The sequence below is a fragment of the Pseudidiomarina sediminum DSM 21906 genome (assembly GCF_000423165.1).
In the GTDB taxonomy this organism is placed as follows: domain Bacteria; phylum Pseudomonadota; class Gammaproteobacteria; order Enterobacterales; family Alteromonadaceae; genus Pseudidiomarina; species Pseudidiomarina sediminum.
Genome location: NZ_KE383983.1, coordinates 1239998 through 1264510, shown reverse-complemented (window position 1 = coordinate 1264510; position 24513 = coordinate 1239998). Strand labels below are relative to the sequence as shown.

Genomic DNA, 24513 nt, shown 5'->3' with positions numbered 1-24513 from the left:
TCTTATTCAGTGGACGACTCAGACTCTAATTGTTCAGTGGCTGAGTCAGCTTGTGGTTCAAGCTGTTCTACTCCAACCAGGCGGTTGTAGATCACGCCAATTACGTTGAAGCTCATCGGAATGGTAAAAAGCAAACCTAACAATAACGGCAAGGCACTGATAAATACGATCACCGATAAAATGAGATAAATACCAAGGATCGGCAGCATACGACTGTTGGTCATCAAGAACGATGCGGTAATCGCGCGTGATACTTTCATGCTGCGTTCTAACACCAACGGGGCTGCCAACAGGAAAGAAAATTGGATATAGATTGCGACTAACACCAACAGCGCCACAAAGGTGCCACCAATATCGAAAAGTAACCCCAAAATAACCGCAGCGATCACCACAACAGTGGTTGAAATTACGCTAATGGCGATGATCTGTGGTGCGCACTGAAACGCACGCCCAAACGCGTTGAGCTTGGCTTTACCATCGCGCGCATTTTGCAATGCCATCACGGTAAGCACCGCCGTAAAAGGCGCTAACACGATAATCCCCAGAATATTTTGGGCAGCAAAGTTACCCATATGATTCTGTAGCTCCATCTCATCGACCGGGAAGAGTGCCTGCCCAAGCGTGCTGACAATAACATTCACAATCATCAGTACCACCAAACCAAGCAACATCATCGGCAAAGCGCGCAAGGTAATGTCCCAACTGCGTTGCAATACATCCCCTACCCGTAACGGCACTTGACCATTAATTGCTGCCTCAAGATTATCCGTCAAGGTCGCTGACTTCTGCGCGTCTTGTGGTTTAGAGTCCTGCATGATGTCTTTTTCCTATATACTAAGTGTTTCGTGCCAATCATTGGCGCATCAAAAACGTTATTCTAACATTATTCAGTGAAGCAACGACAACTTATGCGCGCAAAACGTCCAACAAAACCTCGCTCACGCCGCCCCCAAACAAGCTCTCGGCCGCGTCCAGCCAATCCGAAACTGGTGCTATTTAATAAGCCCTATGGTGTACTTACACAGTTCTCTGGTGCTGAGGACGAGCAAACGCTCAAACCTTACGTGCCGTTTAACGACGTTTACCCGGCGGGCCGCCTCGATAAAGATAGCGAGGGGTTGTTGCTGTTGACCAACGACGGTGACTTGCAGCACAAAATCAGTCATCCCAAGCATAAACTGCCAAAAACCTATTGGGTGCAAGTTGAAGGTATTCCCGATGCCGCGGCATTGAAAGTGCTCCAACAAGGCGTAGAGCTCAATGACGGCATGACCTTGCCAGCCGAGGCCATGTTAATGGACCCACCGCAGGGACTTTGGCCACGCCAGCCCCCTATTCGTGAGCGCCAGTCGGTTCCTGATCAATGGCTCTGCTTAGTCATTAAAGAAGGTCGAAACCGACAGGTGCGCCGCATGACGGCTGCGGTAGGTCATCCTACGTTACGGCTGATCCGTGCCGCTATTGGTCCATGGCGCTTAGCAGGTTTGCAGCCCGGTCAGTGGCGCGAAGTGCCCCCAGTGTGGTAGAATCCGCGCGAAATTTTTAGCATGAAGGTCGTTATGTCAAACGCAGATAAAAAAGTCATCGTTGGTATGTCAGGCGGAGTCGATTCATCGGTTTCTGCTTACCTCTTATTACAGCAAGGTTATCAGGTCGAAGGCCTGTTTATGAAGAACTGGGAAGAGGACGATACCGATGAATACTGCGCGGCGGCAACCGACTTAGCAGACGCAGAAGCGGTTTGTGAGAAGCTCGGTATTGTCTTGCACACGGTGAATTTTGCGGCGGAATACTGGGACAACGTGTTCGAGTACTTCCTGGAAGAATATCGCGCTGGACGCACCCCGAATCCAGACATCATGTGCAACAAAGAGATCAAGTTCAAAGCCTTTTTAGAGTTTGCCGCTGAAGCGCTCGGCGCTGACTTTATTGCCACCGGTCACTATGTCCGACGCCGTGAACATGAAGGCAAATATCAACTGTTGCGTGGGTTGGACAGCAACAAAGATCAAAGCTATTTCCTCTACACGTTGTCGCACGAGCACGTCGCACAAACCCTGTTCCCGGTGGGTGAGCTGGAAAAACCAGAGGTGCGCCGCATCGCGGAAGCACAAGACCTCGTGACCGCTGACAAAAAGGACTCGACGGGCATTTGTTTTATTGGTGAACGCAAGTTCAAAGACTTCTTGCAAACCTACCTCCCCGCGCGTCCTGGTGCCATTGAGTCCGTTGAAGGTGAGGTGTTAGGACAACACGAAGGCTTGATGTACCACACACTAGGACAACGCAAAGGCCTGCATATCGGTGGCCTTGCCAATGCTGGCGACGATCCTTGGTACGTGGTCGATAAAGACGTGGCGCGCAATGTCCTCGTGGTTGTGCAAGGTAAAGATCACCCGCGCCTCTACTCGAAAGGATTAATTGCCGGTCAGTTACATTGGGTCGATCGCGTTGGTCCACAGCAGCCGATGCAATGCGCGGTAAAAACCCGTTATCGCCAAGCCGATATCGCCTGTACCTTGACCCCGCTCGAAGATGGCAATGTGCGGGTCGAATTTGCGGAACCTGTGGCTGCCGTAACCCCTGGTCAATCCGCCGTTTTTTACCAAGACGAGGTTTGCCTCGGTGGTGGGATTATCGAAGCACGTCTCAGCGATCATGAGGTATTGCTGTGAATCCTTGGCAACAACGTGTCATCGCACTCGCCGCCATTGCGCAGTCCATCGCCGCGGTAAAGCAATTGGCGTTGCGCGGACAGGTCGGTAACGAGGTACAGCGTGATGCACTCCTCAACAGTGTGCTCGACCAAACACCGAGTGACGTGGCTTCGATCTACGGCGGCATTGGAAACCTGCAGTTAGGCTTGCAGGTGTTGCTGGCACAAATTGGTACCACCAAAGACAAAGATGTTGATATCACGCGCTACATTATTGCGACGCTCGCCCTCGCCCGACGCTTAGAGCGTAAACCTGAATCATTGCAAGCGCTGGGCCAACGTATCCAGCAATTGGCGCGTCAACAAAACGACTTTCATTTTGACCAAGATACGATTATTACCGGGATGGCCGGTGCCTATAGCGACTTCATTTCGCCACTAAGCCAACCAATCCGCATTCACGGTAAGCCGACGTTACTGCAACAAAAACCTGTCCAGGATCAAATCCGTGCTTTGTTACTTGCGGCCGTTCGCAGCGCTATCCTGTGGCGCCAAGTGGGTGGTCAACGTCGCCAATTTATTTTCTCGCGTCGCCGTATGGTGACCACCTGTCACGATTTATTACGCACTTTAAGCTCACAATCGGAGTCTTCAGCATGACCAATTTATCTGCGCTTACCGCACTTTCTCCCGTCGATGGCCGTTACGGCTCAAAAGCCGCTGCATTACGTCCAATGTTCAGCGAGTTCGGTTTGATCCGTCAACGTGTTACTGTCGAAGTGCGTTGGTTACAACAACTTTCAAAAGTGACTGAAATTGCTGAGGTTCCTGAGTTTTCATCGGACGCGAATGCGTTTTTAGATGCGTTAGTCGCAAACTTCAGCGAAGCAGATGCCGAACGCGTGAAAGCGATCGAAGCGACCACCAATCATGATGTGAAAGCAGTAGAATACTTCTTAAAAGAAGCTGTTGCTAAACATGCTGAACTTCACGCGGTGAGCGAATTTATTCACTTTGCCTGTACCTCTGAAGACATCAACAACTTGTCGCACGCACTCATGTTGCGTGAAGCACTCGAGCAGGTCATGTTGCCAACCATGCAACAGCTGAGCGACGCCATTAAAGGCTTGGCCATTGAGCACAAAACCGTACCGATGATGGCCCGTACCCACGGACAACCTGCAACGCCAACCACCTTGGGCAAAGAGATGGCCAACGTTTACGTGCGTCTTGAACGCCAGTTGCAACAGCTGCAAGCCGTGCCACTATTGGGCAAAATTAACGGTGCAGTCGGCAACTATAACGCGCATTTATCGGCCTACCCTGATGTCAATTGGCATGCTGTGGCTGAACAATTCGTCACCAGCCTTGGACTGACATGGAATGCCTACACCACGCAAATCGAACCGCACGATTACATTGCCGAATTATTTGATGCCGTAGCACGCTTTAACACCATCGTGATTGATTTCAACCGCGACGTTTGGGGTTACATTGCGCTCAATCACTTCAAGCAACGTACCATCGCTGGTGAAGTAGGCTCATCTACCATGCCGCACAAAGTCAACCCGATCGATTTTGAAAACTCAGAAGGCAACCTCGGTTTGGCCAATGCAGTCATGCAACACTTGGCGAGCAAGTTGCCGGTCAGTCGTTGGCAGCGTGATCTTACCGACTCAACGGTATTGCGTAACCTTGGGGTTGGCTTCGCCTACGCCTTGATTGCGTATCAAGCAACCTTGAAAGGTATCAGTAAACTCGAAGTCAATAATGACAACTTGCTCCGTGAATTGGACCAGAATTGGGAGCTGCTCGCTGAGCCAATTCAAACCGTGATGCGTCGCTACGGCATCGAGAAACCGTATGAAAAACTCAAAGAACTGACCCGTGGTAAGCGCGTAAACCAAGCAGCCTTGGCTGACTTTATCGACGGCCTAGCGTTACCTGAAACGGTCAAAGCTGAATTGAAACTGTTAACTCCGGCGTCGTACATTGGTCGGGCCATTCAATTCGTTGACAAGCTGGATGCCTAATGCAATTACACCTCGATACGGCACAGTTTTTACGTGACTATTGGCAACAAAAGCCGCTCCTAATTCGGGGCGGTTTTGCTGAGTTTGCCGATCTTATTGCGCCAGAATTGTTAGCTGGACTCGCCATGGAAGAAGGTGTCGATGCTAGGGTCATTCAACACCAAAACGACCAATGGCAGGTCGAGCATGGCCCGTTTGAAGATTACAGCCGCTTCGGTGAAGAAGGCTGGACCTTACTGGTACAAGCCGTAAACGAGTGGTTCCCAGACGTCCAAGACCTGTTGAGCGCTTTTAGCTTTATTCCAGACTGGCGAGTTGACGATGTGATGGTCAGTTTTGCCACCGAACACGGCGGTGTGGGTGCGCATTTAGATCAATACGATGTGTTTATTATTCAAGGTGGCGGGCGTCGTCATTGGCGCGTTGGAGCAGCCCAACCGAACGCCGAAGAATACTGCCCTCATCCTGATCTTAAGCAACTGAAACATGCAGAGTTTGACGCTGTTATCGATACGGTACTCGAAGCTGGCGATATTCTCTATATTCCAGCAGGTTGTCCGCATCACGGTGTCGCGCTTGAACCAAGCGTAAACTATTCGGTCGGGTTTCGCGCACCGAATACGGCAGAATGGTTGGCACAACTGGCCGATCAACTCCTTGCCACCGACACAACGTTCGCCCGTTACCGTGATCCAAGTTTAAGCACCGATAAGCCCTCTTATCTCGTTGATAATGCGCAGCTTCAGCAATTGCAACAGCTCCTAGTGACGCAACTACAACAGCCGGAAACCTTGCAAGCCTTAGTGCAAGTAATGTCGCAATCCAAACGGCCATTACCGCAAAGTGACACGGCCCTGAGTAGTACCGAGCTTTTAAGCTATGCGGCAACGGACATGATGATTGGTCGTACCCCGGGCGCACGGGTACTCACGAACGACGCCGGTCAGGTCTTCGCCAACGGTGAGCTACTGGAAGGGTTACATGCGACTGAAGCGGCAGTACAAGCGCTGTTAACGCTTAAAGACGAATGCGCGCTAGCGGAATGCAGCACCTTGCTCAATGATACAAAGGTCCGTGACTGTTTGTGTGAGCTCATTCAGCAAGGTGTGTTTTATCTCGTGCAAGACACCGATGAGGCAACAGCTTAGCTGTTGCCCTCTTCTGGTTGAGAATGCCAGAGGTTTTCCTGATCAGATACCGCGTACAGGTTTTCCGCACGGTTCACTAAGTAATTTGCATATTTTTGTTTCTCAACGTCGGTCGCAGTGCTTGGATCGTTGATGATCGCTTGGGCTTTCAACTGCCACTGTAGCGAAAAGTGACGTAATGCGCCACGCGCGTCTTTAGCAACTTGCGCACCGGCAACATCTGTCGGAACGTCGCCATTGACCAACCAAAGCTGCTTTTTGTCACGGGTGCTAAACTTCCAAATGGCCACGTGCGGGATCAAATAACGCGACTCTTTCGTCAACACTTGGTCGCTGATGATGCCGTTTTCTGCAAGGTATTTATTCGCAGCTTGAAACTGCGTACGTACCCAAGTGCTTACTTCTTCTTGGGTCATTTGTGGCTGTTGTGCTTCGGCCATAATTAAATGCTTCCTTTAATTAACTTCTTTATTTTTCTACCTCCTCATACTACCTCGAAAGGCGTTTTCGGCAAAGTCCGAAATCCTGTAAACTTTGCTTGCTAAAGTTAACGTTAACGTAAACGTTTTATTTTTCGCTGTGACTAGCGCAGGTAAAAGTAAAATGATAATGTGCGCCCACTTTTGGGATGAACGAGGAAACATCACTCATGTCTCTATTTGAGCATCAAGAGTTCGACCAACACGAACAAGTCGTCTTTTGTCATGATAAAGAAACCGGCTTAAAAGCCATCATCGCGATTCATGACACTACTTTAGGTCCATCACTCGGTGGCACGCGCATGTGGAACTATGCTTCCTCTGCCGAAGCCTTAACCGACGTATTGCGCCTTTCACGTGGTATGACCTACAAAAGCGCCCTCGCCGGCTTACCTTTAGGTGGCGGTAAAGCGGTCATCATTGGTGATGCAAAAACCATGAAATCACCAGAAATGTTCCGTGCCTATGGTCGCTTTGTCGAGTCATTAAGTGGTCGTTATATCACTGCTGAAGACGTCAACATTCGTACCAGTGATATCGCCATTATTGCCGAAGAAACCAGCCACGTTGCCGGTACTGAAGGCAAAGCTGGTGACCCTTCGCCACATACAGCACTTGGTACCTACCTTGGCTTGAAAGCTGCGGCAAAACACAAGTTCGGTAGCGATGACCTGAATGGTCTGCGTATCGCAGTCCAAGGCTTAGGTGCGGTTGGCTACGACTTCGCGGCCTACTGTGCGAAAGAAGGTGCGCAGCTATTTGTCACCGATATCAACGAAGAAGCATGTCAGCGCGCTGCCAGCGAGTTGAATGCAACTGTGGTTGGTTTGGATGAGATTTACGGTCTTGATGTTGATGTTTATGCGCCTTGTGCATTAGGTGCTACCGTCAATGACGAAACCCTCAAGCAAATTAAAGCGAAAGTGATCGCTGGTAGTGCGAACAACCAGTTGGCAACCCCTGCACATGACCAAAAAGTAATGGACATGGGTATTCTGTACGCACCTGATTATGTGATCAACGCCGGTGGCGTGATCCACGTGTGTAGCGAAGCAGCGAACATGAGCTTGGAAGAAACTGAAAAGCGTGTTCGTGATATCTACAATACCTTGGATACCATCTTCACCCGTTCGACTGCAGAAAAACGCCCAACCGGCGAAATTGCGGATGAACTCGCCCGTGAAGTGATTGCCAAAGCAAAAGCTGCCAAGGCATAAAAAAACCAGCGCCTAGGCGCTGGTCAATTGTTTTGCGAGAAGCTGCAGTGGGTGTTGCACCTGTTGCGGCTTTTCTTTTTGCTGCGGCTGCAAACGTTTCACCTGACAACGACACGAGAAACCGGTGACCAATGGCTGCGCACTTGCCTGCATCGGTTGTTGCCAGCTCATCGCGTAAAGTTTGGTACTGGTCGCGAGGTGCTCACGCTCATGGCCGTAGGTTCCTGCCATACCACAACAACCTGTCGCCACCGGCTTCACAGCAATCGCTGCACGATCAAAGATCTGCTGCCAAAGATTGGCGCTGGTCGGTACTGCGGTTTGCTCGGTACAGTGCAAAAACAGGTCACTCGCCGGCGTTTCACCAGCGCCCTGCATCTCCGGGAAATGCTGCAACTGGGTTGCTAACCACTCTTGCGGCAAGGCCACGTTAAATTGCACAGGAAGGTCCGAAAAATCTTTGTATTCATCACGCATGCAAAGCACTGTCGCTGCATCTACACCAACCATGGGCAGCTCAAGCGCCGCGACTTGGTTCAAACGAGCCGTAACCTGCGTCGCTAACTTACGAAAACGCGCTAAGAAGCCTTTGACATGCAATGCTTTACCATTACCGATAAACTGCAACAAGTAAGGCTGATAACCGAGCTGGCTAATCACCTGCCCGAGCGCTTCGACAACGTCCGCTTGATAAAAACTGGTAAAAGGGTCCTGCACAATCACCACTGCTTTTTCACGCGCGGCGGCGCTCAATTGCTGTAGCTCAGCGACCGTAACCTGCGGCCACTGCCGTTGTTGCCAGCGCTGTTGCAGGCTTGGCACTGAGAGTTTTGGGGTATCCACATAGCCCAAGCCTTTCGCCATCAGCCACTGACTGATTGGATTATGGGTCAGAGCATTGCTAACGCGTGGAAAGCGCGCCATCAACGGGGTTAGTTGTTCGACGTTGGCAACCAGGTAGTCCCGTTGCGGACGACGGTATAACGAGTAATACCACTGCAAAAATTTTGCCCGAAATGAAGGTACATCGACTTTTACTGGACACTGATTCGCACAGGCTTTACACGCTAAACAGGCATCCATCGAATCTTTCACTTGGTGATTAAAATCACGTGAATGACGCTGACGGACTTCCATAAACGGATTAAATCGCCCCTCTTTCGGCGCTTGGCTGACATCGAGACCGACGTCACTATTTAAGCGCAGCCATTCACGGATCAGGGTCGCTCTGCCCTTTGGTGAAAAGCGTCGATCACCAGTGGCTTTATACGACGGACACATCGGCGAGGCGGTATCATAATTAAAGCACAAGCCGTTACCGTTACAGTTCATCGCCTCAGCATAGTGTTCGCGTACCTGCACTGGGATTTGGCGATCGAAGTAACCACGCTTGCGGGCATCAACGGAGACCAAAGTTGCATTAGGGTGACCATATGGCGTCGCGAGTTTGCCCGGATTTAAGCGGTTCTCCGGATCAAAGGCAGCCTTGATCTTTTGTAGTTCAGTGTAGAGTTCCGCGCCAAAGAAGGTCGGCGCATATTCAGAGCGGTAACCTTTCCCATGCTCGCCCCACATTAAGCCACCGTATTTCGCCGTCAATGCAGCCACTTGATCGCTGATGGTACGCAACAGTTGCTCATCAGCTTCGTCTTTCATATCCAGTGCCGGACGCACGTGTAACACACCCGCATCAACGTGACCAAACATACCGTACTTCAAGTGATGCTGGTCGAGTAACTGACGGAACTCAACAATAAAGTCCGCCAACGCCTCCGGTGGTACCGCAGTATCTTCGGCAAACGCAATCGGCTTGCGTTCACCTTTGACGGCTCCCAACAAACCGACGGATTTTTTGCGCATGGCATAGATGGTTTGGATGCTTGTGGCGTCGCGACAAACTTTATAGCCCACCACCCCGTGCGCGCCGTCTGCGGCTTCAAGCTCAGCAAGCAAAGGCGCCAGTTTGGCTTCTAAGGTATCGGCATCGACAGCGGTGTATTCCACCATGTTGATGCCATCCATCGGTTGCCCAGCTTGGCCTTCAGAAAGGTGCTCCCGCACTTGATGCCATATGATGTCGTTGCGTGCCAAATCAAGCACTGTGCTATCAATGGTCTCGACCGAGGTTGCCTGAGCCTTCACCAATACCGGTGCGTGCCGTAACGCTGCATCAAAATCACGGTACGAGATGTTGACCAGCACTTTATGGCGTGGGATTTCGGTTAAGTTAAGCTTGGCTTCGGTAATAAACGCCAAGGTCCCTTCTGAACCTGCCAATAAACGTGACAGATCGAGCGTCTCGAGCACAGGATCGTAACAGTGTTTAAGATCATAGCCGGTTAAAAAACGATTCAGCGGCGGAAACTTAGCTTCGATCGCTTGCCGGTGAGTCACACAGGTCGCTAAGGCTTGCCGATAGAGCGCCGCTTCGAGGCTCTCGCCACGCGCTCTTTGCTCAGCTTCCGCCAACGGCATGGGACCCGTTTCAATCATCTCACCGTTAATCAGCACAGCCTGTAGGGCTAAAATATGATCGCTGGTTTTGCCATACACCAGAGAACCTTGGCCAGAGGCGTCGGTATTAATCATACCGCCAATGGTCGCGCGATTACTGGTGGAAAGATCTGGGGCAAAAAACCACCCATCAGGGCGCACAGCGTCATTCAAAGCATCTTTCACAACACCGGTTTGACAGCGCACCCACCCTTCTTCAGGGGCAATCTCGAGCACTTGCCGAAAATAACGGCTTAAATCAACAATAATGCCCTGACTTAAACTCTGGCCATTAGTGCCAGTGCCGCCACCGCGAGGACTAAAGGTTAATTCTTGGTACTCTTGCTCTTGACCCAGCTGCAAGGCCAATTGTAAATCCGCGCTATGGCGTGGATAAATCACAAGTTGTGGTAACTGTTGATACACACTGTTATCGGTCGCTGCAATCAAGCGACCGGCATAACAATCTTCGATATCTCCGGCGAACCCTGCCACGGATAACGCATAACTATAACGTCGATACATCGGCTCAGGAGGTGGATAAGCACTACGATCCGACAATACCTGTACAGCTTGGTTCGCCAAGAGAGATCTCCTTAATTAGTTACCTTGGGTATGTTTTGCGAGGTACAACCAGGTATCGACCACGGTATCAGGGTTTAATGATACGGAGTCGATGCCCTGTTCCACCAGCCACTGCGCGAAGTCGGCATGATCGGATGGCCCCTGACCACAGATCCCGACGTACTTGCCTTTCCTCTTCGCGGTCTGAATCGCCATCGCTAATAAAGCCTTCACCGCCTCGTCACGCTCATCAAACAGATGTGCAATGACACCTGAATCACGATCGAGGCCAAGGGTCAGCTGGGTTAAGTCATTAGAGCCAATGGAGAAGCCATCGAAAATATCTAGGAATTGATCGGCTAACAGCGCATTGGATGGCAATTCACACATCATGATCACGCGTAAGCCATTTTCGCCGCGTACAAGCCCTTGCTCGGCCAGCAACTCAATAACCTTGCGACCTTCTTCAAGCGTACGTACAAATGGGATCATCACTTCAACGTTGGTGAGGCCCATATCGTCGCGCACGCGCTTGATAGCTTCACATTCCATGGCAAAACAGTCGCGGAACTCTTCTGAGATGTAACGCGACGCACCGCGGAAGCCCAACATTGGGTTCTCTTCATGCGGTTCATACTGGCGCCCACCAAGCAAGTTGGCATATTCGTTCGATTTAAAGTCCGACATGCGCACAATCACACGCTCTGGCGAGAACGCTGCGGCAAGCGTCGCCACACCTTCAGTAAGTTTGCTGACGTAGTATTCACGTGGTGACGCATAGCCGGCCATAAAGTCCTTAATCTGCGCTTGCAACTCTGGCGTTTGCTGATCGAAATTCAACAAGGCTTTTGGATGCACACCGATCATCCGGTTGATCACAAACTCTACCCGCGCCAGACCAACACCGGCGTGAGGTAGACCAGCGAAATCAAAGGCACGATCTGGGTTACCGACGTTCATCATCACTTTCAACGGCAAGTTTGGCATATCGCCAATGTCCGAACGGGTCACGTCAAAATCAAGTTCGCCATCGTAAATGTAACCCGTATCACCTTCTGCGCATGACACTGTTACAGCTTGCCCAGCATGAATCCGATCCGTGGCATCACCACAACCCACGACCGCTGGAATACCCAATTCACGGGCGATGATCGCTGCGTGACAGGTACGGCCACCACGATTCGTAACAATCGCTGCGGCACGCTTCATGATCGGTTCCCAATCAGGGTCAGTCATATCGGTGACCAACACATCACCAGGTTGTACTTGATCCATTTCTGAAATGTCGCTGAGTACGCGTGCCACGCCTTTACCGATGCGCTGACCAATGGCACGGCCACTGGCAACCACGTCACTCTTTTGCGACAGTTTAAAGCGTTCAACCACTTGGCTATTCGCGTTCGACTGTACGGTTTCAGGGCGCGCTTGGACAATGTAAAGCTTGCCATCGATACCGTCTTTGGCCCACTCGATATCCATCGGACGGCCGTAGTGCTGCTCAATGATCACCGCTTGACGTGCTAAGGCTTCAATTTCGCTGTCGGTAATCGAGAACTGTTTGGCTTGGGCATCATCAATCTCAACGATGTCAGTTTGTTTACCATGCGCGACATCGTCAGAGTAAATCATTTGAATTTTCTTGCTGCCGAGGTTGCGCCGCAACACTGCAGGACGCCCCGCTTTAAGGGTTGGTTTGTGCACGTAAAACTCGTCAGGGTTAACTGCCCCCTGCACCACCATTTCACCTAAACCATAGCTAGAGGTAATAAACACCACATCGCTAAAGCCAGACTCGGTATCAATGCTGAACATTACCCCTGATGAGGCAATATCGCTGCGTACCATGCGTTGAATCCCTGCCGACAGGGCAACACCACGATGGTCATAGCCTTGGTGAACACGGTAAGAAATCGCGCGATCGTTAAACAAAGAGGCAAAGACGTGCTTGATGGCTTCCATGATTTGGTCAATGCCACGCACGTTCAAAAAGGTTTCTTGCTGCCCTGCAAAAGAGGCATCAGGCATATCTTCTGCCGTCGCTGAACTACGCACAGCGAAGCTGACTTCGTCATTGCCGCCACTTAAGGTTTGATAAGCATCACGAATGGCTTGATCAAGTTCCGGTTGAAACGGTGTATCGAGGATCCACTGGCGAATGTTGCTGCCAGCTTCTGCAAGTGCTTTCACATCGTCGGTATCGAGCGTGTCGAGCACTTGGTGAATACGTTCGTTCACCCCTGATTGGTCGAGGAATGCATTGAAGGCTTCGGCAGTGGTCGCAAAGCCATTTGGAACTTCAACACCAACACCAGCTAAGTTGCTGATCATTTCTCCGAGCGAGGCGTTTTTACCCCCCACACGTCCTACATCATTCATGCCTAGTTGATCATACCAAAGTACGTAATCAGTTACGTTGTGTTGCACGGCAATTTCCTCATCGTTGGGGCTTAAGGCGATGGCACATCATTTTACACATCTGCACAGGAAAGGTTAACATCCATCAAGCATTTCTAGTACGAGAACCCATTCATGCGAACTATTTTCTATATTTCAGATGGTACCGCGTTGACCGCAGAAGCTTTTGGTCGTGCGATGTTATCGATGTTTCCACTAAAAGTTGAACACAAAACACTGGCCTTTGTTGATTCCGTTAGCAAAGCTGAACAAGCCGTTACCAAAATCAACGCAGCTTATGCTGCCAGTGGTGAGCGCCCGGTTATCTTCCACACCTTCGTGAGCTTAGACATTAAACGGGTGATCACCGCATCGCAAGGGAGTTGTTATGATTTTCTTGAAGATTTTGTCGATCCTCTAAGTCAAGAGCTTGGTATTGATGCCCAACCGAAGACCCACCGTACGCACGGTATTCAAGAAAATGGTGTACGTGACAGCTATGATTCGCGCATTGAGGCCGTCAACTACGCGCTGGCCAATGACGATGGCAGTAATATCTCCGACTACGATGAGGCCGATATCATTATGTTGGGCGTGTCACGTACCGGAAAAACCCCAGTCAGCCTTTATTTAGCGCTGCAATACGGGATTAAGGCTGCCAACTATCCGTTGACCGAAGACGACAATATGGAAAACCTGCAGTTACCGAAGTCGCTGAAACTACAACGCCATAAGCTATTTGGCTTGACCTTAGAAGCGCAACGTCTGCACGAAATTCGCAGTAAACGTCGGGAAGGTTCGCGCTATGCATCGTTGCAACAATGCCGGTTTGAATTGCAAGAAGTGGAGAAAATGTACCGTCGCGAAGCGATCCCTTTCTTAGACTCGACCCGCTTCTCGGTAGAAGAAATTGCCGCTAAGATCCTCGCGGAGACGAATCTTGAGCGGCATCATTACTAACGGCCTAAGACCTTGAGCTTAGTCCTTTTGAGCATCGGCTTGCGCAGCGCGCGCGTCGGTGCTCTCAAAGATTTTGTCCGCAGATGCAGCAACAAAACCTGTGTAGAGTTGGTTTGGCGCCATTTCATAACGCTTCGCGAACTCGTAAAAACAACTTGGGATCACCTTTTCCATATCGCTAAAACGCACGGTAGTGTGATCAGCCATGGTTGATGATTGCTCCAAGAACACCTCAGGTGAACCTTTGATTTCGCCACCTGAAGTGTTCAAACGAAAACCTGCAGTTTTCAATGTTTGATTCACTTGCTCTAACGATTCAAAGTCAGGCAACTCGTTCACGTTGACGGTGAAGTGGTTCGCACGGAAACCGAAGGCAGCCATCCAAGCGGCATATTCGCTTTCTTCCAACAAACGTTCGTAGTCGCTGCTGCTGATCTGCCAATGCGTACCTGAGTACATAAACTCTGGCTGCTGCACGGCGTTCGCGTCAATTTGCGCAACCAACTGCTTTACAATCGCTTGCAACTCGTCCGAGAACTCTTCGACCAGCAATTCGCTGATAAAGATTTTCGGCAAGTTCGGATTGCTGTGCTCAAAATGCTTCGCAACCAAGCGCTTAGCTTCAAATTTATAATCGCCGCATGCCTTGTAACCCATGTTTTCAAAATGCTTGGCAAGGGTTTCTAAACGCACAGGGCTTTGGTTAAAGGTACGAAACGCCACGTGATCGTTAATGATATCGCGGCCCTGACCTAAGACTTGGTGCACTTTCGCCGCAGACGGCGTAAGTGCGATGTAATCATTCCAAAGGTTATCGAAAAACTGCTCAACCTGTTGTGACATATACTACTTAAACCTCGAAAATGTCGGTTAACCGCGGCCTTGACGAGCCTCACGGAGAGAGTCAGCCACCAAGAAGGCAAGTTCCAAAACTTGGTCGGCATTCAAACGCGGATCACACTGGGTGCGATAGCGTTGAGTCAAATCTTGCTCACTAATTTGATAGGCACCACCGGTGCACTCCGTCACGTCTTCACCGGTCATTTCCAAATGCACGCCACCTGGGTGGGTACCTTCAGCTTGATGGACCGCGAAGAACTGCCGTAGCTCCTGATGAATGGCGTCAAAGTTACGGGTTTTCAAGCCATTTTCAGCTTTCACCGTGTTGCCATGCATAGGATCACTTGACCACACCACATCACGCCCTTCGGCTTGCACACGACGCACCAGCGCCGGTAATGCTTTACCTAAGTTATCTGCGCCCATACGGGTGATAAAGGTCATGCGGCCTGGTTCGTTATTCGGGTTCAAAGCATCAAGCAAACGAATCACATCATCAGGCGTTGTGGTCGGACCTATTTTAACACCAATCGGGTTATGAATGCCACGCATGAACTCTACATGAGCGTGGTCCAGTTGACGGGTGCGTTCGCCAATCCAAATCATGTGTGCAGAGCAATCGTACGGCAGCCCCGTCAAGGTATCTGTACGCGTTAGAGCTTCTTCGTAAGGCAGCAATAAAGCTTCATGCGACGTAAAGAGTTGCGTCTCATGGAGCGCTGAGTTGGTTTCTGAGTTAATCCCGACCACTTCCATAAATTGCAGTGCAGACTGGATCTGCTCAGCAACTTCTAAATATTTCTCTTTCAATGGGTTGGCGGCAACGAAACTCATGTTCCACTTGTGAACTTTATGCAAGTCTGCCAAACCACCTTGGGCAAAGGCACGCAACAAGTTTAAGGTCGCTGCGGAATGATGGTACGCCTGCAGCATCCGCTGTGCGTCGGGCACACGCGCGGCAGCAGTAAACTCAGGGCCATTAATAATATCACCACGGTAGCTCGGTAATGCAATGCCATCGATGGTTTCTAAGTCACTTGAACGTGGCTTCGCGTATTGTCCGGCCATGCGTGCGACTTTGGTCACAGGGCATGAGCCTGCGAAGGTCAACACAATTGCCATTTGCAAAATAACTTTAAAGGTATCGCGGATCTTTGGCGCGTTAAAGTCAGCAAAGGTTTCAGCGCAATCGCCGCCTTGCAGCAAAAAGCCATGGCCTTGGCTGACGCGACCGAGTTGACTACGGAGTGCACGAATTTCCTCAGCAAAGACCAACGGTGGAAACATCTTGAGTTGATGCTCAACCGTTTTCAATTGCTCGGTATCAGGGTAAGTCGGTTGTTGTTGGATTGGCTTCTCGCGCCAACTTCGCGCACTCCAGTGGGTCATAAATATCCTTACAGCTACTGCGTCATATTATCGGTTCATTTGTTCAAGTGCCGCGATGCGTTTTGCCAGCGGCGGGTGGCTCATAAATAGTTCACTCTGCTTGCGCTTACTTTGAATACCAAAGGCGGCCATGCTGCCATCGAGTTGTGACTCGTGGGCATTTTGTAAGCGACGTAACGCCGCAATCATTTTTTGCGGGCCGACAAGTTGTGCCGAACCATAGTCCGCACGGTATTCACGCTGGCGAGAGAACCACATAACGATAATACTGGCAAGAATGCCAAACACAACCTCTAAAATCATCACAATTGCAAAATAAGCGATCCCCCCTAACCCACGGCCATCTTGGGAGTTACTGCGGGTGGCATTATCGATCACGCTGGCAATGACACGGGCAAAGAAAATCACAAAGGTGTTCACCACGCCTTGGATCAAGGTTAAGGTCACCATATCGCCGTTCGCAATGTGGCTTATTTCGTGCGCCAACACGGCTTCGACTTCCGCTTCATTCATATGCCGCATAAGCCCAGTACTGACTGCGACCAGCGAGCTTTTCTTACTCGCTCCAGTGGCAAAGGCGTTCGGCTCTGGTGAGTCATAAATAGCGACTTCTGGCATTGGAATGCCCGCTTGCTTCGCTTGTCGCTGCACCGTTGCTAATAACCATTGCTCTGTGGCATTGCGCGGGGTGGTAATGGTTTGCGCACCCACACTGCGTTTCGCCATCCATTTGGACAGTGCCAATGAAATAAAGGAACCACCAAAACCAAACAGTGCTGCAAAGACCAATAATCCCGAGTAGCTTGACGGGTCAACCCCAAGCGCCGGAAGCACCAAACTCATTACGACACTTAACACCAATAAAATGGCTAAGTTGGTTGCGAGAAACAATACAATGCGCTGCATGATGAAACATCCTCATAGTAATAACATCATCAACTGCTAGATATGGGGCGCTGAAGGCGGCAATTCAATCGCACCTGAGCGGCTTTTTTGTTAGGATTTTCCACCTACAGGAGAAGCAGGCCCTCGGCCTGTGCAAGTTTTCGACGGAGACCACATCGTATGACGCGCAAATTATTGCTCTGCTCAAGCTCAAAAGCTGGTGACAGTGCTTACCTTGAACCCGTATTACCTCATCTACAGCAACGCATTGCAGCACCTGCACGGTTGTTGTTTATTCCTTTCGCTGGGGTTGGCATGAGCTATGACGCCTACACCGCCAAAGTCGCTGAGATACTCGAACCCGCGGGCTATCAAGTTGAAGGTGTCCACCAAACCAACGATGCCGCCAGCGCAATCGCAACTGCCGATGCAATTCTCGTCGGCGGTGGTAATACCTTTCACCTATTGGCAGAACTCCAACGCCAACAGCTCATCAAACCACTGCAAGATGCCGTCGCCGCGGGTGTTTGCTATATCGGTTGGAGTGCCGGCTCAAATATCGCGGGCTTAACCATTCGCACCACCAATGACATGCCAATTATCGAGCCTGAGTCATTTAACGCGCTGGCGTTGGTGCCCTTCCAGCTCAACCCCCATTACACCGATTATCAACCACCAGGGTTTCACGGTGAAACGCGCGATCAACGTTTGGCTGAGTTTATGGCGATTGCGCCCAATACGCCTATTCTAGCGATTCGCGAAGGTACTGCACTGTGGGTGGAAGACGATCAGATGCAATTATTAGGCGCTAGCGAAGGTGTGGTGTTTCAAGCTGGCGATAAAACGCCTTTGCCTTGTAATAGCGACATTAGCGTTTGGCTGTCAGGGAAGTAATCCACCGCACTGGTACTTGCAGCTTGGTTTGATGCAGTCGCCAGATAAGGTAGGTTTGCCAACAGCGGTACCGGCAGGTGCCGCTGTAACCAAGCAAGATTCTCCTCAGCATGCTGCATTGGCGTCTCACTGACTTGATTTGCGACCCAACCGACCACTTCTACAGCTTGCCGTTGCAATTCTGCGTAGGTCAGCAATGCATGGTTTAAACATCCCAATTTCATGCCTACCACCAACACCACCTTAGCGTTCAAGGCCAGCGCCAGATCTGCCAAGCTTTCCTGTTGATTCAACGGCACCAACCAACCGCCCGCACCCTCAACCAGAAAGAGATCATGCGGATAGCTGCGCTGCAGTTGTTGTGCGGCAGACGCTAGATGCGAGACGGTTAACACTTGCTGTTGGGTTGCGGCAGCAATATGAGGCGCTATCGGTGCTTCAAAACAGACTGGATTGACGGCTTCGTAGGGAACACTTGGGACCGACATCGCAGACTGCAGTTGCACCGCATCCTCGTTTCGTAACCCCGCCTTAGTTTGTACTGCGCCAGCGGCAACCGGCTTCATAGCTAACGTCGCCACACCACCTTGTGCCAAGCGCTCTAACAGCGCACAGCTGACAAAGGTCTTGCCAACTTCGGTATCTGTTCCTGTTACAAAAACGCAAGACATATTGCTTTTACCTCAAGCTATTTACGGCCAAATGCGAGCCCGATTTGCCATTTTAATTCAAGTAATCCATCGCTATTGCGATGCTTTTCTAGCGCTTCTCGCACCCGCGCTAAGCGCTCGCGTGAATAACACCCCTGCTCCGGCCGCACGGTATAATTGGCACCGACACCTTTAAGCTCTCGCAGCATTTGCTCCAAACTCGTGAAGTATTGGGTAAAGGTCTGCTGCTGCCATTGCAGCCCCGGAGCTGCTTTTGCGGACCAATCCTGATAATCGCTTAATTCCGGCCAACGATTGTGATGGACAACCTCATCAACCGCAGCAAAACACGCGGTTAAAGGTTGTAACGAACCGGCCAATACCGTCGAGGTGGCCCATTGGCCACCGGGCGCCAGCACTCGCCACCATTCAGCGAGCAATTTCTCGGGATGGTTCGCCCACTGCATTGCTAAGTTGCTATACACACAGTCCACGCTCTGAGGTGCCAGCGGCAAGGCTTCCATATCGGCCAATAAAAACTGCGCATGCGGATAGCTTTGTTGCGCCTGGGCCAACATTTGTGGTGCTAAATCGAGACCTAAATACTGCTCGGCAAGATGCTGCAACTGCGGAAAGTGATGCCCAGGTCCACAGCCAATATCAAGCAAGGTTTGGACCTGCCCGGCTAACTGGCTATACAACACATTGGCAACCTCACGTTGCAAGCGATCATGGTCGGTATAACGCGCAGCTGCACGGCCAAATTGCTGCGCCACACGGGCTTTATCGTAATTAGGTAATGCGAACTGACTCATAGGCTCTCCTGCCAGGCACGCGCTAAAGCATTCACCAAAGCAGCAATGTCTTGCCGTTGATGCATGGCAGTCAAGGTGATTCTCAGCCGCGCCATGCCATCCGGCACCGTCGGTGGACGAATCGCGCTACACCAGCAACCTTGCTGGCGCAATTCGTCACTCAACTGCAGGGCGTGAGCGTCCTCACCAACAATCAAGGTTTGAATGGCCTGCTCGCCACCGCGTACGGGTAACCCCAGTTGTCGACACAGACTGCGAAATAACGCCACGTTTTCCGATAAGCGCTGGCGTAACTGGTGTCCTTCAGCACTGACGATAACCTTGACTGCCGCGCTAATTGCCGCGGCTTGTGCCGGTGGCATGGCGGTCGAATAAATATACTCAGGACAAAAGTTGATCAGAAACTCAGCAAGGTTGGCATCGGTCGCAATGGCACCGCCAGCAACCCCACAAGCTTTGCCAAAGGCTAAACTCAGTATGCCGACGTCACGTTGTTCAAACTGCTCGGCAATACTCAAGCCATGCGCCCCCATAACCCCAAAGCCATGCGCATCATCGATCATTGCATCCAGCTGAGGGTGTTGGTCGAGCATGTGCTGCAAGCCATTGGTGTCAAGCGCGTCCCCATCCATACTAAACACCGATTCGGTCACCAGTAACTGCGGCGCCTCGGTTTGCGTAATCGCATCGGCACAAAGATGGAACTTTTGATGGGCAAAACGCCGCCAGCGAATATTCCGTTGCTGGGCGCCTTGTAATAGTGAGGCATGGGCTAATCGATCCAGCCACAATTGCCGATAAAATTTCCCAACAGTGGCAAGCACACCGTGATTTGCCGCAAACGCTGAACTAAACAACACAACTTTCTCGCGGCCAAGCAATTCTGCTAACTGTGCCGCTAAGTAGTGATGCGCGTCGGTGTACCCGGTGACTAACGGCGAACCGCGACTGCCGGTTAGGCGCGCCTGTTGAAATGCGCCAAGTACCTGCGCGTGATGACTCAAGCCAAGGTAGTCATTGCTCGAAAAATTAAGGTAGTGCCGCGTACCGTCATGTACTTCACGTGCCGAGACCGGCTGCAAGACTTGTAAACTACGTTGGCGCTGCTGCTGTTCGCGGAGTGCAAGCGCCTCAGCCATTACCTGTTCAACCGCTGGATGGGTCACACGCTTCGTTCCTAGTTCGCTTCGTAGTAACGCACGGGGTGCTCTTGCTCATAAAGCGCATCTTCAATCACCGCTTCATGCACCTCATCACTGTAGCCATCTTGCTGCAATGGCGCGATGCCTAAGCGCTCAAATAACAGCTGATCTTTGTTGGCCTCAGGGTTTGGCGTGGTCAATAGTCGCTCACCGTAGAAGATTGAATTCGCTCCCGCCATAAAGCAGAGTGCTTGTAATTCGTCGTTCATGGTTTCGCGCCCCGCGCTCAGACGCACAAAAGATTGCGGCATGAGAATACGCGCAACGGCGATACTACGGACAAACTCGAAAGGGTCGAGATCATCAAGTTCAGCAAAAGGTGTGCCCTTCACTTTCACCAGCATGTTGACCGGTACACTTTCTGGATGCTTCGGCAAATTCGCGAGTTGCTGCAAGAGACCCGCACGATCACGGCGACTCTCGCCCATCCCAACGATGCCCCCGGCGCAAACCTTCATGCCGGCATCACGCACATTGCTTAAGGTTTGCAAACGGTCATGATAGGTACGGGTACTGATGATCTCACCATAGAACTCCGGCGAGGTATCAAGGTTATGATTGTAGTAATCAAGCCCCGCTTGTTTGAGCACTTGCGCTTGCTCAGCACTTAACATGCCAAGCGTCATGCAGGTTTCTAGACCAAGTTTTTTCACGCCTTCAATCATCGCAATCACATAGGGCATATCGCGATCTTTTGGGTTACGCCACGCGGCGCCCATACAAAACCGACTGGCCCCCTGCTGTTTGGCCGCTTCCGCTTCTTCTAAGACTTTCTCAACGGCCAGCAGTCGCTCACGATCAACATCCGTACGATAATGCGCACTTTGCGGACAATATTTGCAGTCTTCAGGGCAAGCACCGGTCTTAATCGACAGTAAAGTGCTGACTTGGACCTTGTTCGGGTCAAAGTGCTGGCGATGAATGGTCTGCGCTTGAAACAGTAAATCGTTAAACGGCAGCGCGAACAGCGCTTCAATTTCTTCACGTTGCCAATCATGGCGGAGAGTAGTTGTGGTCATACGAGCGTCATTAGTGAAACAGTGAATGAATTATGCTCGAAGAGGATACCTTGATCCGTTACACTGTCAACTTTTGAAACAGACAAAACCTTACAGTTGATTATATTTTATGCAGCCGAACGATCTTGCCTTTGACCAACACCATATTTGGCACCCTTACACATCATTGCAGCAGCCCTTGCCGGTGTATCCTGTCGCCGCAGCTGAAGGCTGTGAAATTATCCTCACCGATGGCACTCGGCTGGTCGATGGTATGGCCTCTTGGTGGGCCGCGGTACATGGTTACAACCACCCAGCGCTGAATCAAGCCATTGCTGAACAAACGCAAGCCATGAGTCATGTCATGTTTGGCGGTTTGACCCATCAGCCGGCGGTCGATCTTTGTCGTCGGCTGGTACAGCTCAGCCCTGCTGCGCTACAACACGTGTTTTTATGTGACTCCGGCTCAGTTGCAGTTGAAGTCGCAATTAAGATGGCCGTGCAGTATTGGTTTGCGCGCGCCCAACCGCAAAAAAATCGCATGGCAACCGTTCACGGCGGTTATCACGGCGATACCTTTGCCGCAATGTCAGTCTGTGATCCGGTTAACGGCATGCACAATTTATTTCGTGGTAGCTTACGTGAGCAACTATTCGCGCCAATCCCCGACCTCACGCCGACGGATCATTGGCATGACGACGCCCTAGCCCCCTTACAACGGCTCTTGGAGAAGCATCATCATGAGCTCGCCGGGCTTATCCTTGAGCCAATCGTCCAGGGCGCTGGTGGAATGCGTTTTTATCATCCACAGTACCTTAAGCAGGCCGCCGCCCTCTGCCGACAGTACGACGTGCTGTTGATTGCCGATGAAATTGCGACCGGCTTTGGCCGCACCGGCCGCTGGTTCGCTTGTGATCACGCCGAGGTCACGCCAGATATCATGTGTCTTGGCAAAGCTCTCACCGGCGGCTACATGACCCAAGCGGCGGTTCTGGCGACCACTGAGGTTGCCCACACAATTAGCCAAGGGCCTGCGGGCGGTACCTTTATGCACGGCCCAACCTTCATGGGGAATCCGCTAGCCTGTGCCGTCGCCAATGCCAGTATTGCGTTGCTTGAGCAGGGCCATTGGCAAACCCAAGTCGCTGCGATTGCCCAGCAACTGGAACATGAACTGCGTCCGCTCGCCGCGTTGCCAAGCGTTGCCGACGTCCGTTGTTTTGGTGCTATTGGTGTGGTCGAGATGCATGCGCCCGTTGATGTAGCGCAAGCACAGCGCGCCTTTGTAGAGGCTGGCGTTTGGATTCGTCCGTTCGGAAAGTTGGTGTATTTAATGCCTCCCTACGTGATCAGCTCTGCCCAACTGAGTAAATTGACCGCAGCGATCGCCAATCTGGCACGGCAGCAGTGATTTTCGCTTGAGTCTTGAGCAAAGCAAGGTAACATAGACGCTCTTTTTTGATTGGTTTTTACACGGAGTTTTAAGACGTATGTCCTTCGCAACAGTTGTCGATGTTTTAGCGGGTAAAATCGCTGTTGGTGAGCAAGCCACAGTCCGCGGGTGGGTGCGCACGCGCCGAGACTCAAAGGCGGGTATTTCGTTCATCAATATTCATGACGGTTCATGCTTTGATGCAATTCAAGCCGTGGTGCCTAATGAGCTCGATAATTACACTAGCGAAGTTCTTAAGCTGACCACAGGCGCAAGCGTTGCCATTACCGGTACTGTTGCGCAATCCGCAGGTAAAGGCCAAGCGTTCGAATTACAAGCGACCAAGGTCGACGTCTACGGTTTCGTTGAAGACCCAGATACCTATCCCATGTCGCCCAAGCCACATTCGATGGAGTATTTACGTGAATACGCGCATCTGCGCCCTCGCACCAACGTTACCGGTGCTGTGATGCGCGTGCGCAACTGCCTTGCCCAAGCCATTCACCGCTTTTTCCACGAGCGTGGTTACATGTGGGTAGCGACACCTATTATCACCGCCTCTGATGCAGAAGGTGCCGGTGAAATGTTCCGTGTCTCAACCTTGGACTTAATGAACTTGCCACATACCGAGCAAGGCGACGTCGACTTTAGCAAAGACTTCTTTGGCAAGGAATCATTCCTTACGGTTTCCGGTCAGCTCAACGGCGAGACCTACGCCTGTGCCTTATCTAAAATCTATACCTTTGGCCCAACCTTCCGTGCTGAAAACTCAAACACCAGCCGCCATTTAGCGGAATTCTGGATGGTTGAGCCTGAAGTGGCGTTTGCGGATTTGGAAACCATCGCAGATTTGGCCGAAGACATGCTGAAATATTGTATCAATGCGGTACTTGAGGAACGCGCAGATGATATGGCGTTCTTCCAGCAACGCATCGACAAGAATGTACTCGACCGCCTCCAACAAGTGGTAAGTAACGACTTCGTGCATATGGATTACAGCGAAGCTATCGAGATCCTGCAAAACTGTGGCAAGAAATTTGAATACCCTGTTGAGTGGGGTACCGACTTACAGTCAGAGCACGAGCGTTACCTTGCTGAAGAGCATGTCGGCGCACCAATTGTCATGAAGAACTACCCGAAAGACATTAAAGCCTTCTACATGCGTCAAAACGACGATGGCAAAACTGTCGCGGCAATGGATGTACTTGCGCCTGGTATCGGTGAAATCATCGGTGGTAGTGCCCGTGAAGAACGCTTAGATATCCTCGATAGTCGTATGGCAGAAATGGGACTTCCGGTGGATCACTATGGCTGGTACCGCGACTTACGTCGTTACGGTACCGTACCGCATGCTGGTTTCGGACTAGGCTTTGAACGTCTGGTCACCTACGTGACCGGGATGACCAATATCCGTGATGTCATCCCGTTCCCGCGTGCACCTAAAACACTCGAGTTTTAAGCGCC

The 24513-nt window shown here is 51.1% G+C and carries 21 protein-coding genes; 10 read left to right on the top strand and 11 right to left on the bottom strand.

All coding sequences use genetic code 11. The features are described from left to right. Nucleotides 1-2: 2 nt before the first annotated feature. Entirely contained in the window at nucleotides 3-815 is an 813-nt protein-coding gene (locus G535_RS0111390; protein WP_026862178.1) for a hypothetical protein, read from the bottom strand. A gap of 93 nt (nucleotides 816-908) precedes the next feature. On the opposite strand from G535_RS0111390, the gene G535_RS0111385 reads away from it, so the two are divergent. The 5 genes from G535_RS0111385 to G535_RS0111365 are packed head-to-tail and all read left to right on the top strand — an operon-like array spanning nucleotide 909 to nucleotide 5837. Beyond that, nucleotides 909-1526, top strand: coding sequence for a pseudouridine synthase (locus G535_RS0111385; protein WP_026862177.1), 618 nt, complete (start codon nucleotides 909-911; stop codon nucleotides 1524-1526). Nucleotides 1527-1559: 33 nt separating this feature from the next. Beyond that, nucleotides 1560-2675 carry a tRNA 2-thiouridine(34) synthase MnmA gene (gene mnmA, locus G535_RS0111380; RefSeq protein ID WP_034728096.1) on the top strand — a complete coding sequence of 372 codons (1116 nt, stop codon included), beginning with the start codon at nucleotides 1560-1562 and terminating at the stop codon, nucleotides 2673-2675. Then, complete coding sequence (gene hflD / locus G535_RS0111375; RefSeq protein WP_026862175.1) at nucleotides 2672-3316, top strand: high frequency lysogenization protein HflD; 645 nt, start codon at nucleotides 2672-2674, stop codon at nucleotides 3314-3316. Before mnmA ends, hflD begins: the two co-directional genes overlap by 4 nt. Next, complete coding sequence (gene purB / locus G535_RS0111370) at nucleotides 3313-4689, top strand: adenylosuccinate lyase (protein WP_034728094.1); 1377 nt, start codon at nucleotides 3313-3315, stop codon at nucleotides 4687-4689. The genes hflD and purB overlap by 4 nt, the downstream gene beginning before the upstream one ends. Beyond that, on the top strand, nucleotides 4689-5837 hold the full coding sequence (locus tag G535_RS0111365) for a cupin domain-containing protein (protein ID WP_026862173.1): 1149 nt from the start codon (nucleotides 4689-4691) through the stop codon (nucleotides 5835-5837). The genes purB and G535_RS0111365 overlap by 1 nt, the downstream gene beginning before the upstream one ends. Here G535_RS0111365 and G535_RS0111360 read toward each other — a convergent pair. Then, complete coding sequence (locus G535_RS0111360) at nucleotides 5834-6277, bottom strand: DUF4826 family protein (RefSeq protein WP_026862172.1); 444 nt, start codon at nucleotides 6275-6277, stop codon at nucleotides 5834-5836. The two genes, G535_RS0111365 and G535_RS0111360, sit on opposite strands and share 4 nt — an antisense overlap. A 209-nt stretch (nucleotides 6278-6486) precedes the next feature. Between G535_RS0111360 and G535_RS0111355 the strand changes: the two genes are divergently transcribed. Continuing rightward, on the top strand, nucleotides 6487-7533 hold the full coding sequence (locus tag G535_RS0111355) for a Glu/Leu/Phe/Val dehydrogenase dimerization domain-containing protein (RefSeq protein ID WP_026862171.1): 1047 nt from the start codon (nucleotides 6487-6489) through the stop codon (nucleotides 7531-7533). 12 nt (nucleotides 7534-7545) lie between these two features. Here G535_RS0111355 and ydiJ read toward each other — a convergent pair whose 3' ends face one another. Together ydiJ and ppsA are read right to left on the bottom strand one after the other, a co-directional pair. Further along, nucleotides 7546-10551, bottom strand: a complete 3006-nt coding sequence (gene ydiJ, locus G535_RS0111350) for a D-2-hydroxyglutarate dehydrogenase YdiJ (protein ID WP_051207259.1) — start codon at nucleotides 10549-10551, stop codon at nucleotides 7546-7548. 75 nt (nucleotides 10552-10626) lie between these two features. Further along, nucleotides 10627-13014 (bottom strand): phosphoenolpyruvate synthase, encoded by a 2388-nt coding sequence (ppsA, locus tag G535_RS0111345; protein WP_034728092.1) that lies wholly within the window; start codon nucleotides 13012-13014, stop codon nucleotides 10627-10629. Nucleotides 13015-13119: 105 nt separating this feature from the next. Here ppsA and ppsR point away from each other — a divergent pair, with 105 nt between their 5' ends. Next, nucleotides 13120-13944 carry a posphoenolpyruvate synthetase regulatory kinase/phosphorylase PpsR gene (ppsR, locus tag G535_RS0111340; RefSeq protein ID WP_026862168.1) on the top strand — a complete coding sequence of 275 codons (825 nt, stop codon included), beginning with the start codon at nucleotides 13120-13122 and terminating at the stop codon, nucleotides 13942-13944. An 18-nt stretch (nucleotides 13945-13962) separates the two neighbouring features. On the opposite strand, the gene G535_RS0111335 is transcribed toward ppsR, so the two are convergent. Genes G535_RS0111335 through htpX form a run of 3 tightly spaced genes read right to left on the bottom strand, consistent with a single transcriptional unit; the run spans nucleotide 13963 to nucleotide 17079 of the window. After that, nucleotides 13963-14787, bottom strand: coding sequence for a DUF1338 domain-containing protein (locus G535_RS0111335; RefSeq protein WP_026862167.1), 825 nt, complete (start codon nucleotides 14785-14787; stop codon nucleotides 13963-13965). A gap of 27 nt (nucleotides 14788-14814) precedes the next feature. Further along, nucleotides 14815-16173 (bottom strand): class II 3-deoxy-7-phosphoheptulonate synthase, encoded by a 1359-nt coding sequence (locus G535_RS0111330; RefSeq protein WP_026862166.1) that lies wholly within the window; start codon nucleotides 16171-16173, stop codon nucleotides 14815-14817. A gap of 27 nt (nucleotides 16174-16200) precedes the next feature. After that, nucleotides 16201-17079 (bottom strand): protease HtpX, encoded by an 879-nt coding sequence (htpX, locus tag G535_RS0111325; protein ID WP_026862165.1) that lies wholly within the window; start codon nucleotides 17077-17079, stop codon nucleotides 16201-16203. Between the two features lie 159 nt (nucleotides 17080-17238). On the opposite strand from htpX, the gene pepE reads away from it, so the two are divergent. Further along, complete coding sequence (gene pepE, locus G535_RS0111320; protein WP_026862164.1) at nucleotides 17239-17952, top strand: dipeptidase PepE; 714 nt, start codon at nucleotides 17239-17241, stop codon at nucleotides 17950-17952. Here the strand turns inward: pepE and bioD are convergent. From bioD to bioB, 4 genes are read right to left on the bottom strand one after another with little or no spacing between them, the layout of a single operon-like run. Next, the gene (gene bioD / locus G535_RS13550; protein WP_084616857.1) at nucleotides 17886-18623 is read right to left on the bottom strand and encodes a dethiobiotin synthase; all 738 of its coding nucleotides are present in this window, start codon (nucleotides 18621-18623) and stop codon (nucleotides 17886-17888) included. The genes pepE and bioD overlap by 67 nt on opposite strands. A 17-nt stretch (nucleotides 18624-18640) precedes the next feature. Next, nucleotides 18641-19417, bottom strand: a complete 777-nt coding sequence (locus tag G535_RS0111310; RefSeq protein ID WP_026862163.1) for a methyltransferase domain-containing protein — start codon at nucleotides 19415-19417, stop codon at nucleotides 18641-18643. Further along, nucleotides 19414-20583, bottom strand: coding sequence for an aminotransferase class I/II-fold pyridoxal phosphate-dependent enzyme (locus G535_RS0111305; protein WP_051207176.1), 1170 nt, complete (start codon nucleotides 20581-20583; stop codon nucleotides 19414-19416). Before G535_RS0111305 ends, G535_RS0111310 begins: the two co-directional genes overlap by 4 nt. A gap of 11 nt (nucleotides 20584-20594) precedes the next feature. Next, nucleotides 20595-21638: a biotin synthase BioB gene (gene bioB / locus G535_RS0111300; protein ID WP_026862161.1), complete on the bottom strand. Its 1044-nt coding sequence runs from the start codon at nucleotides 21636-21638 to the stop codon at nucleotides 20595-20597. 109 nt (nucleotides 21639-21747) lie between these two features. Between bioB and bioA the strand changes: the two genes are divergently transcribed. Together bioA and asnS are read left to right on the top strand one after the other, a co-directional pair. Beyond that, entirely contained in the window at nucleotides 21748-23028 is a 1281-nt protein-coding gene (bioA, locus tag G535_RS0111295) for an adenosylmethionine--8-amino-7-oxononanoate transaminase (RefSeq protein WP_026862160.1), read from the top strand. 79 nt (nucleotides 23029-23107) lie between these two features. Then, nucleotides 23108-24508 (top strand): asparagine--tRNA ligase, encoded by a 1401-nt coding sequence (asnS, locus tag G535_RS0111290; RefSeq protein WP_026862159.1) that lies wholly within the window; start codon nucleotides 23108-23110, stop codon nucleotides 24506-24508. Nucleotides 24509-24513: the final 5 nt, after the last annotated feature.

Bases quoted from the DNA above. Each gene is read 5' to 3' on its own strand.
- G535_RS0111390 (WP_026862178.1), bottom strand. From the start codon at position 815: ATGCAGGACTCTAAACCACAAGACGCGCAGAAGTCAGCGACCTTGACG.
- G535_RS0111385 (WP_026862177.1), top strand. From the start codon at position 909: ATGCGCGCAAAACGTCCAACAAAACCTCGCTCACGCCGCCCCCAAACA.
- mnmA (WP_034728096.1), top strand. From the start codon at position 1,560: ATGTCAAACGCAGATAAAAAAGTCATCGTTGGTATGTCAGGCGGAGTC.
- purB (WP_034728094.1), top strand. From the start codon at position 3,313: ATGACCAATTTATCTGCGCTTACCGCACTTTCTCCCGTCGATGGCCGT.
- G535_RS0111365 (WP_026862173.1), top strand. From the start codon at position 4,689: ATGCAATTACACCTCGATACGGCACAGTTTTTACGTGACTATTGGCAA.
- G535_RS0111360 (WP_026862172.1), bottom strand. From the start codon at position 6,277: ATGGCCGAAGCACAACAGCCACAAATGACCCAAGAAGAAGTAAGCACT.
- G535_RS0111355 (WP_026862171.1), top strand. From the start codon at position 6,487: ATGTCTCTATTTGAGCATCAAGAGTTCGACCAACACGAACAAGTCGTC.
- ydiJ (WP_051207259.1), bottom strand. From the start codon at position 10,551: ATGTATCGACGTTATAGTTATGCGTTATCCGTGGCAGGGTTCGCCGGA.
- ppsR (WP_026862168.1), top strand. From the start codon at position 13,120: ATGCGAACTATTTTCTATATTTCAGATGGTACCGCGTTGACCGCAGAA.
- G535_RS0111335 (WP_026862167.1), bottom strand. From the start codon at position 14,787: ATGTCACAACAGGTTGAGCAGTTTTTCGATAACCTTTGGAATGATTAC.
- G535_RS0111330 (WP_026862166.1), bottom strand. From the start codon at position 16,173: ATGACCCACTGGAGTGCGCGAAGTTGGCGCGAGAAGCCAATCCAACAA.
- htpX (WP_026862165.1), bottom strand. From the start codon at position 17,079: ATGCAGCGCATTGTATTGTTTCTCGCAACCAACTTAGCCATTTTATTG.
- pepE (WP_026862164.1), top strand. From the start codon at position 17,239: ATGACGCGCAAATTATTGCTCTGCTCAAGCTCAAAAGCTGGTGACAGT.
- bioD (WP_084616857.1), bottom strand. From the start codon at position 18,623: ATGTCTTGCGTTTTTGTAACAGGAACAGATACCGAAGTTGGCAAGACC.
- G535_RS0111310 (WP_026862163.1), bottom strand. From the start codon at position 19,417: ATGAGTCAGTTCGCATTACCTAATTACGATAAAGCCCGTGTGGCGCAG.
- bioB (WP_026862161.1), bottom strand. From the start codon at position 21,638: ATGACCACAACTACTCTCCGCCATGATTGGCAACGTGAAGAAATTGAA.
- bioA (WP_026862160.1), top strand. From the start codon at position 21,748: ATGCAGCCGAACGATCTTGCCTTTGACCAACACCATATTTGGCACCCT.
- asnS (WP_026862159.1), top strand. From the start codon at position 23,108: ATGTCCTTCGCAACAGTTGTCGATGTTTTAGCGGGTAAAATCGCTGTT.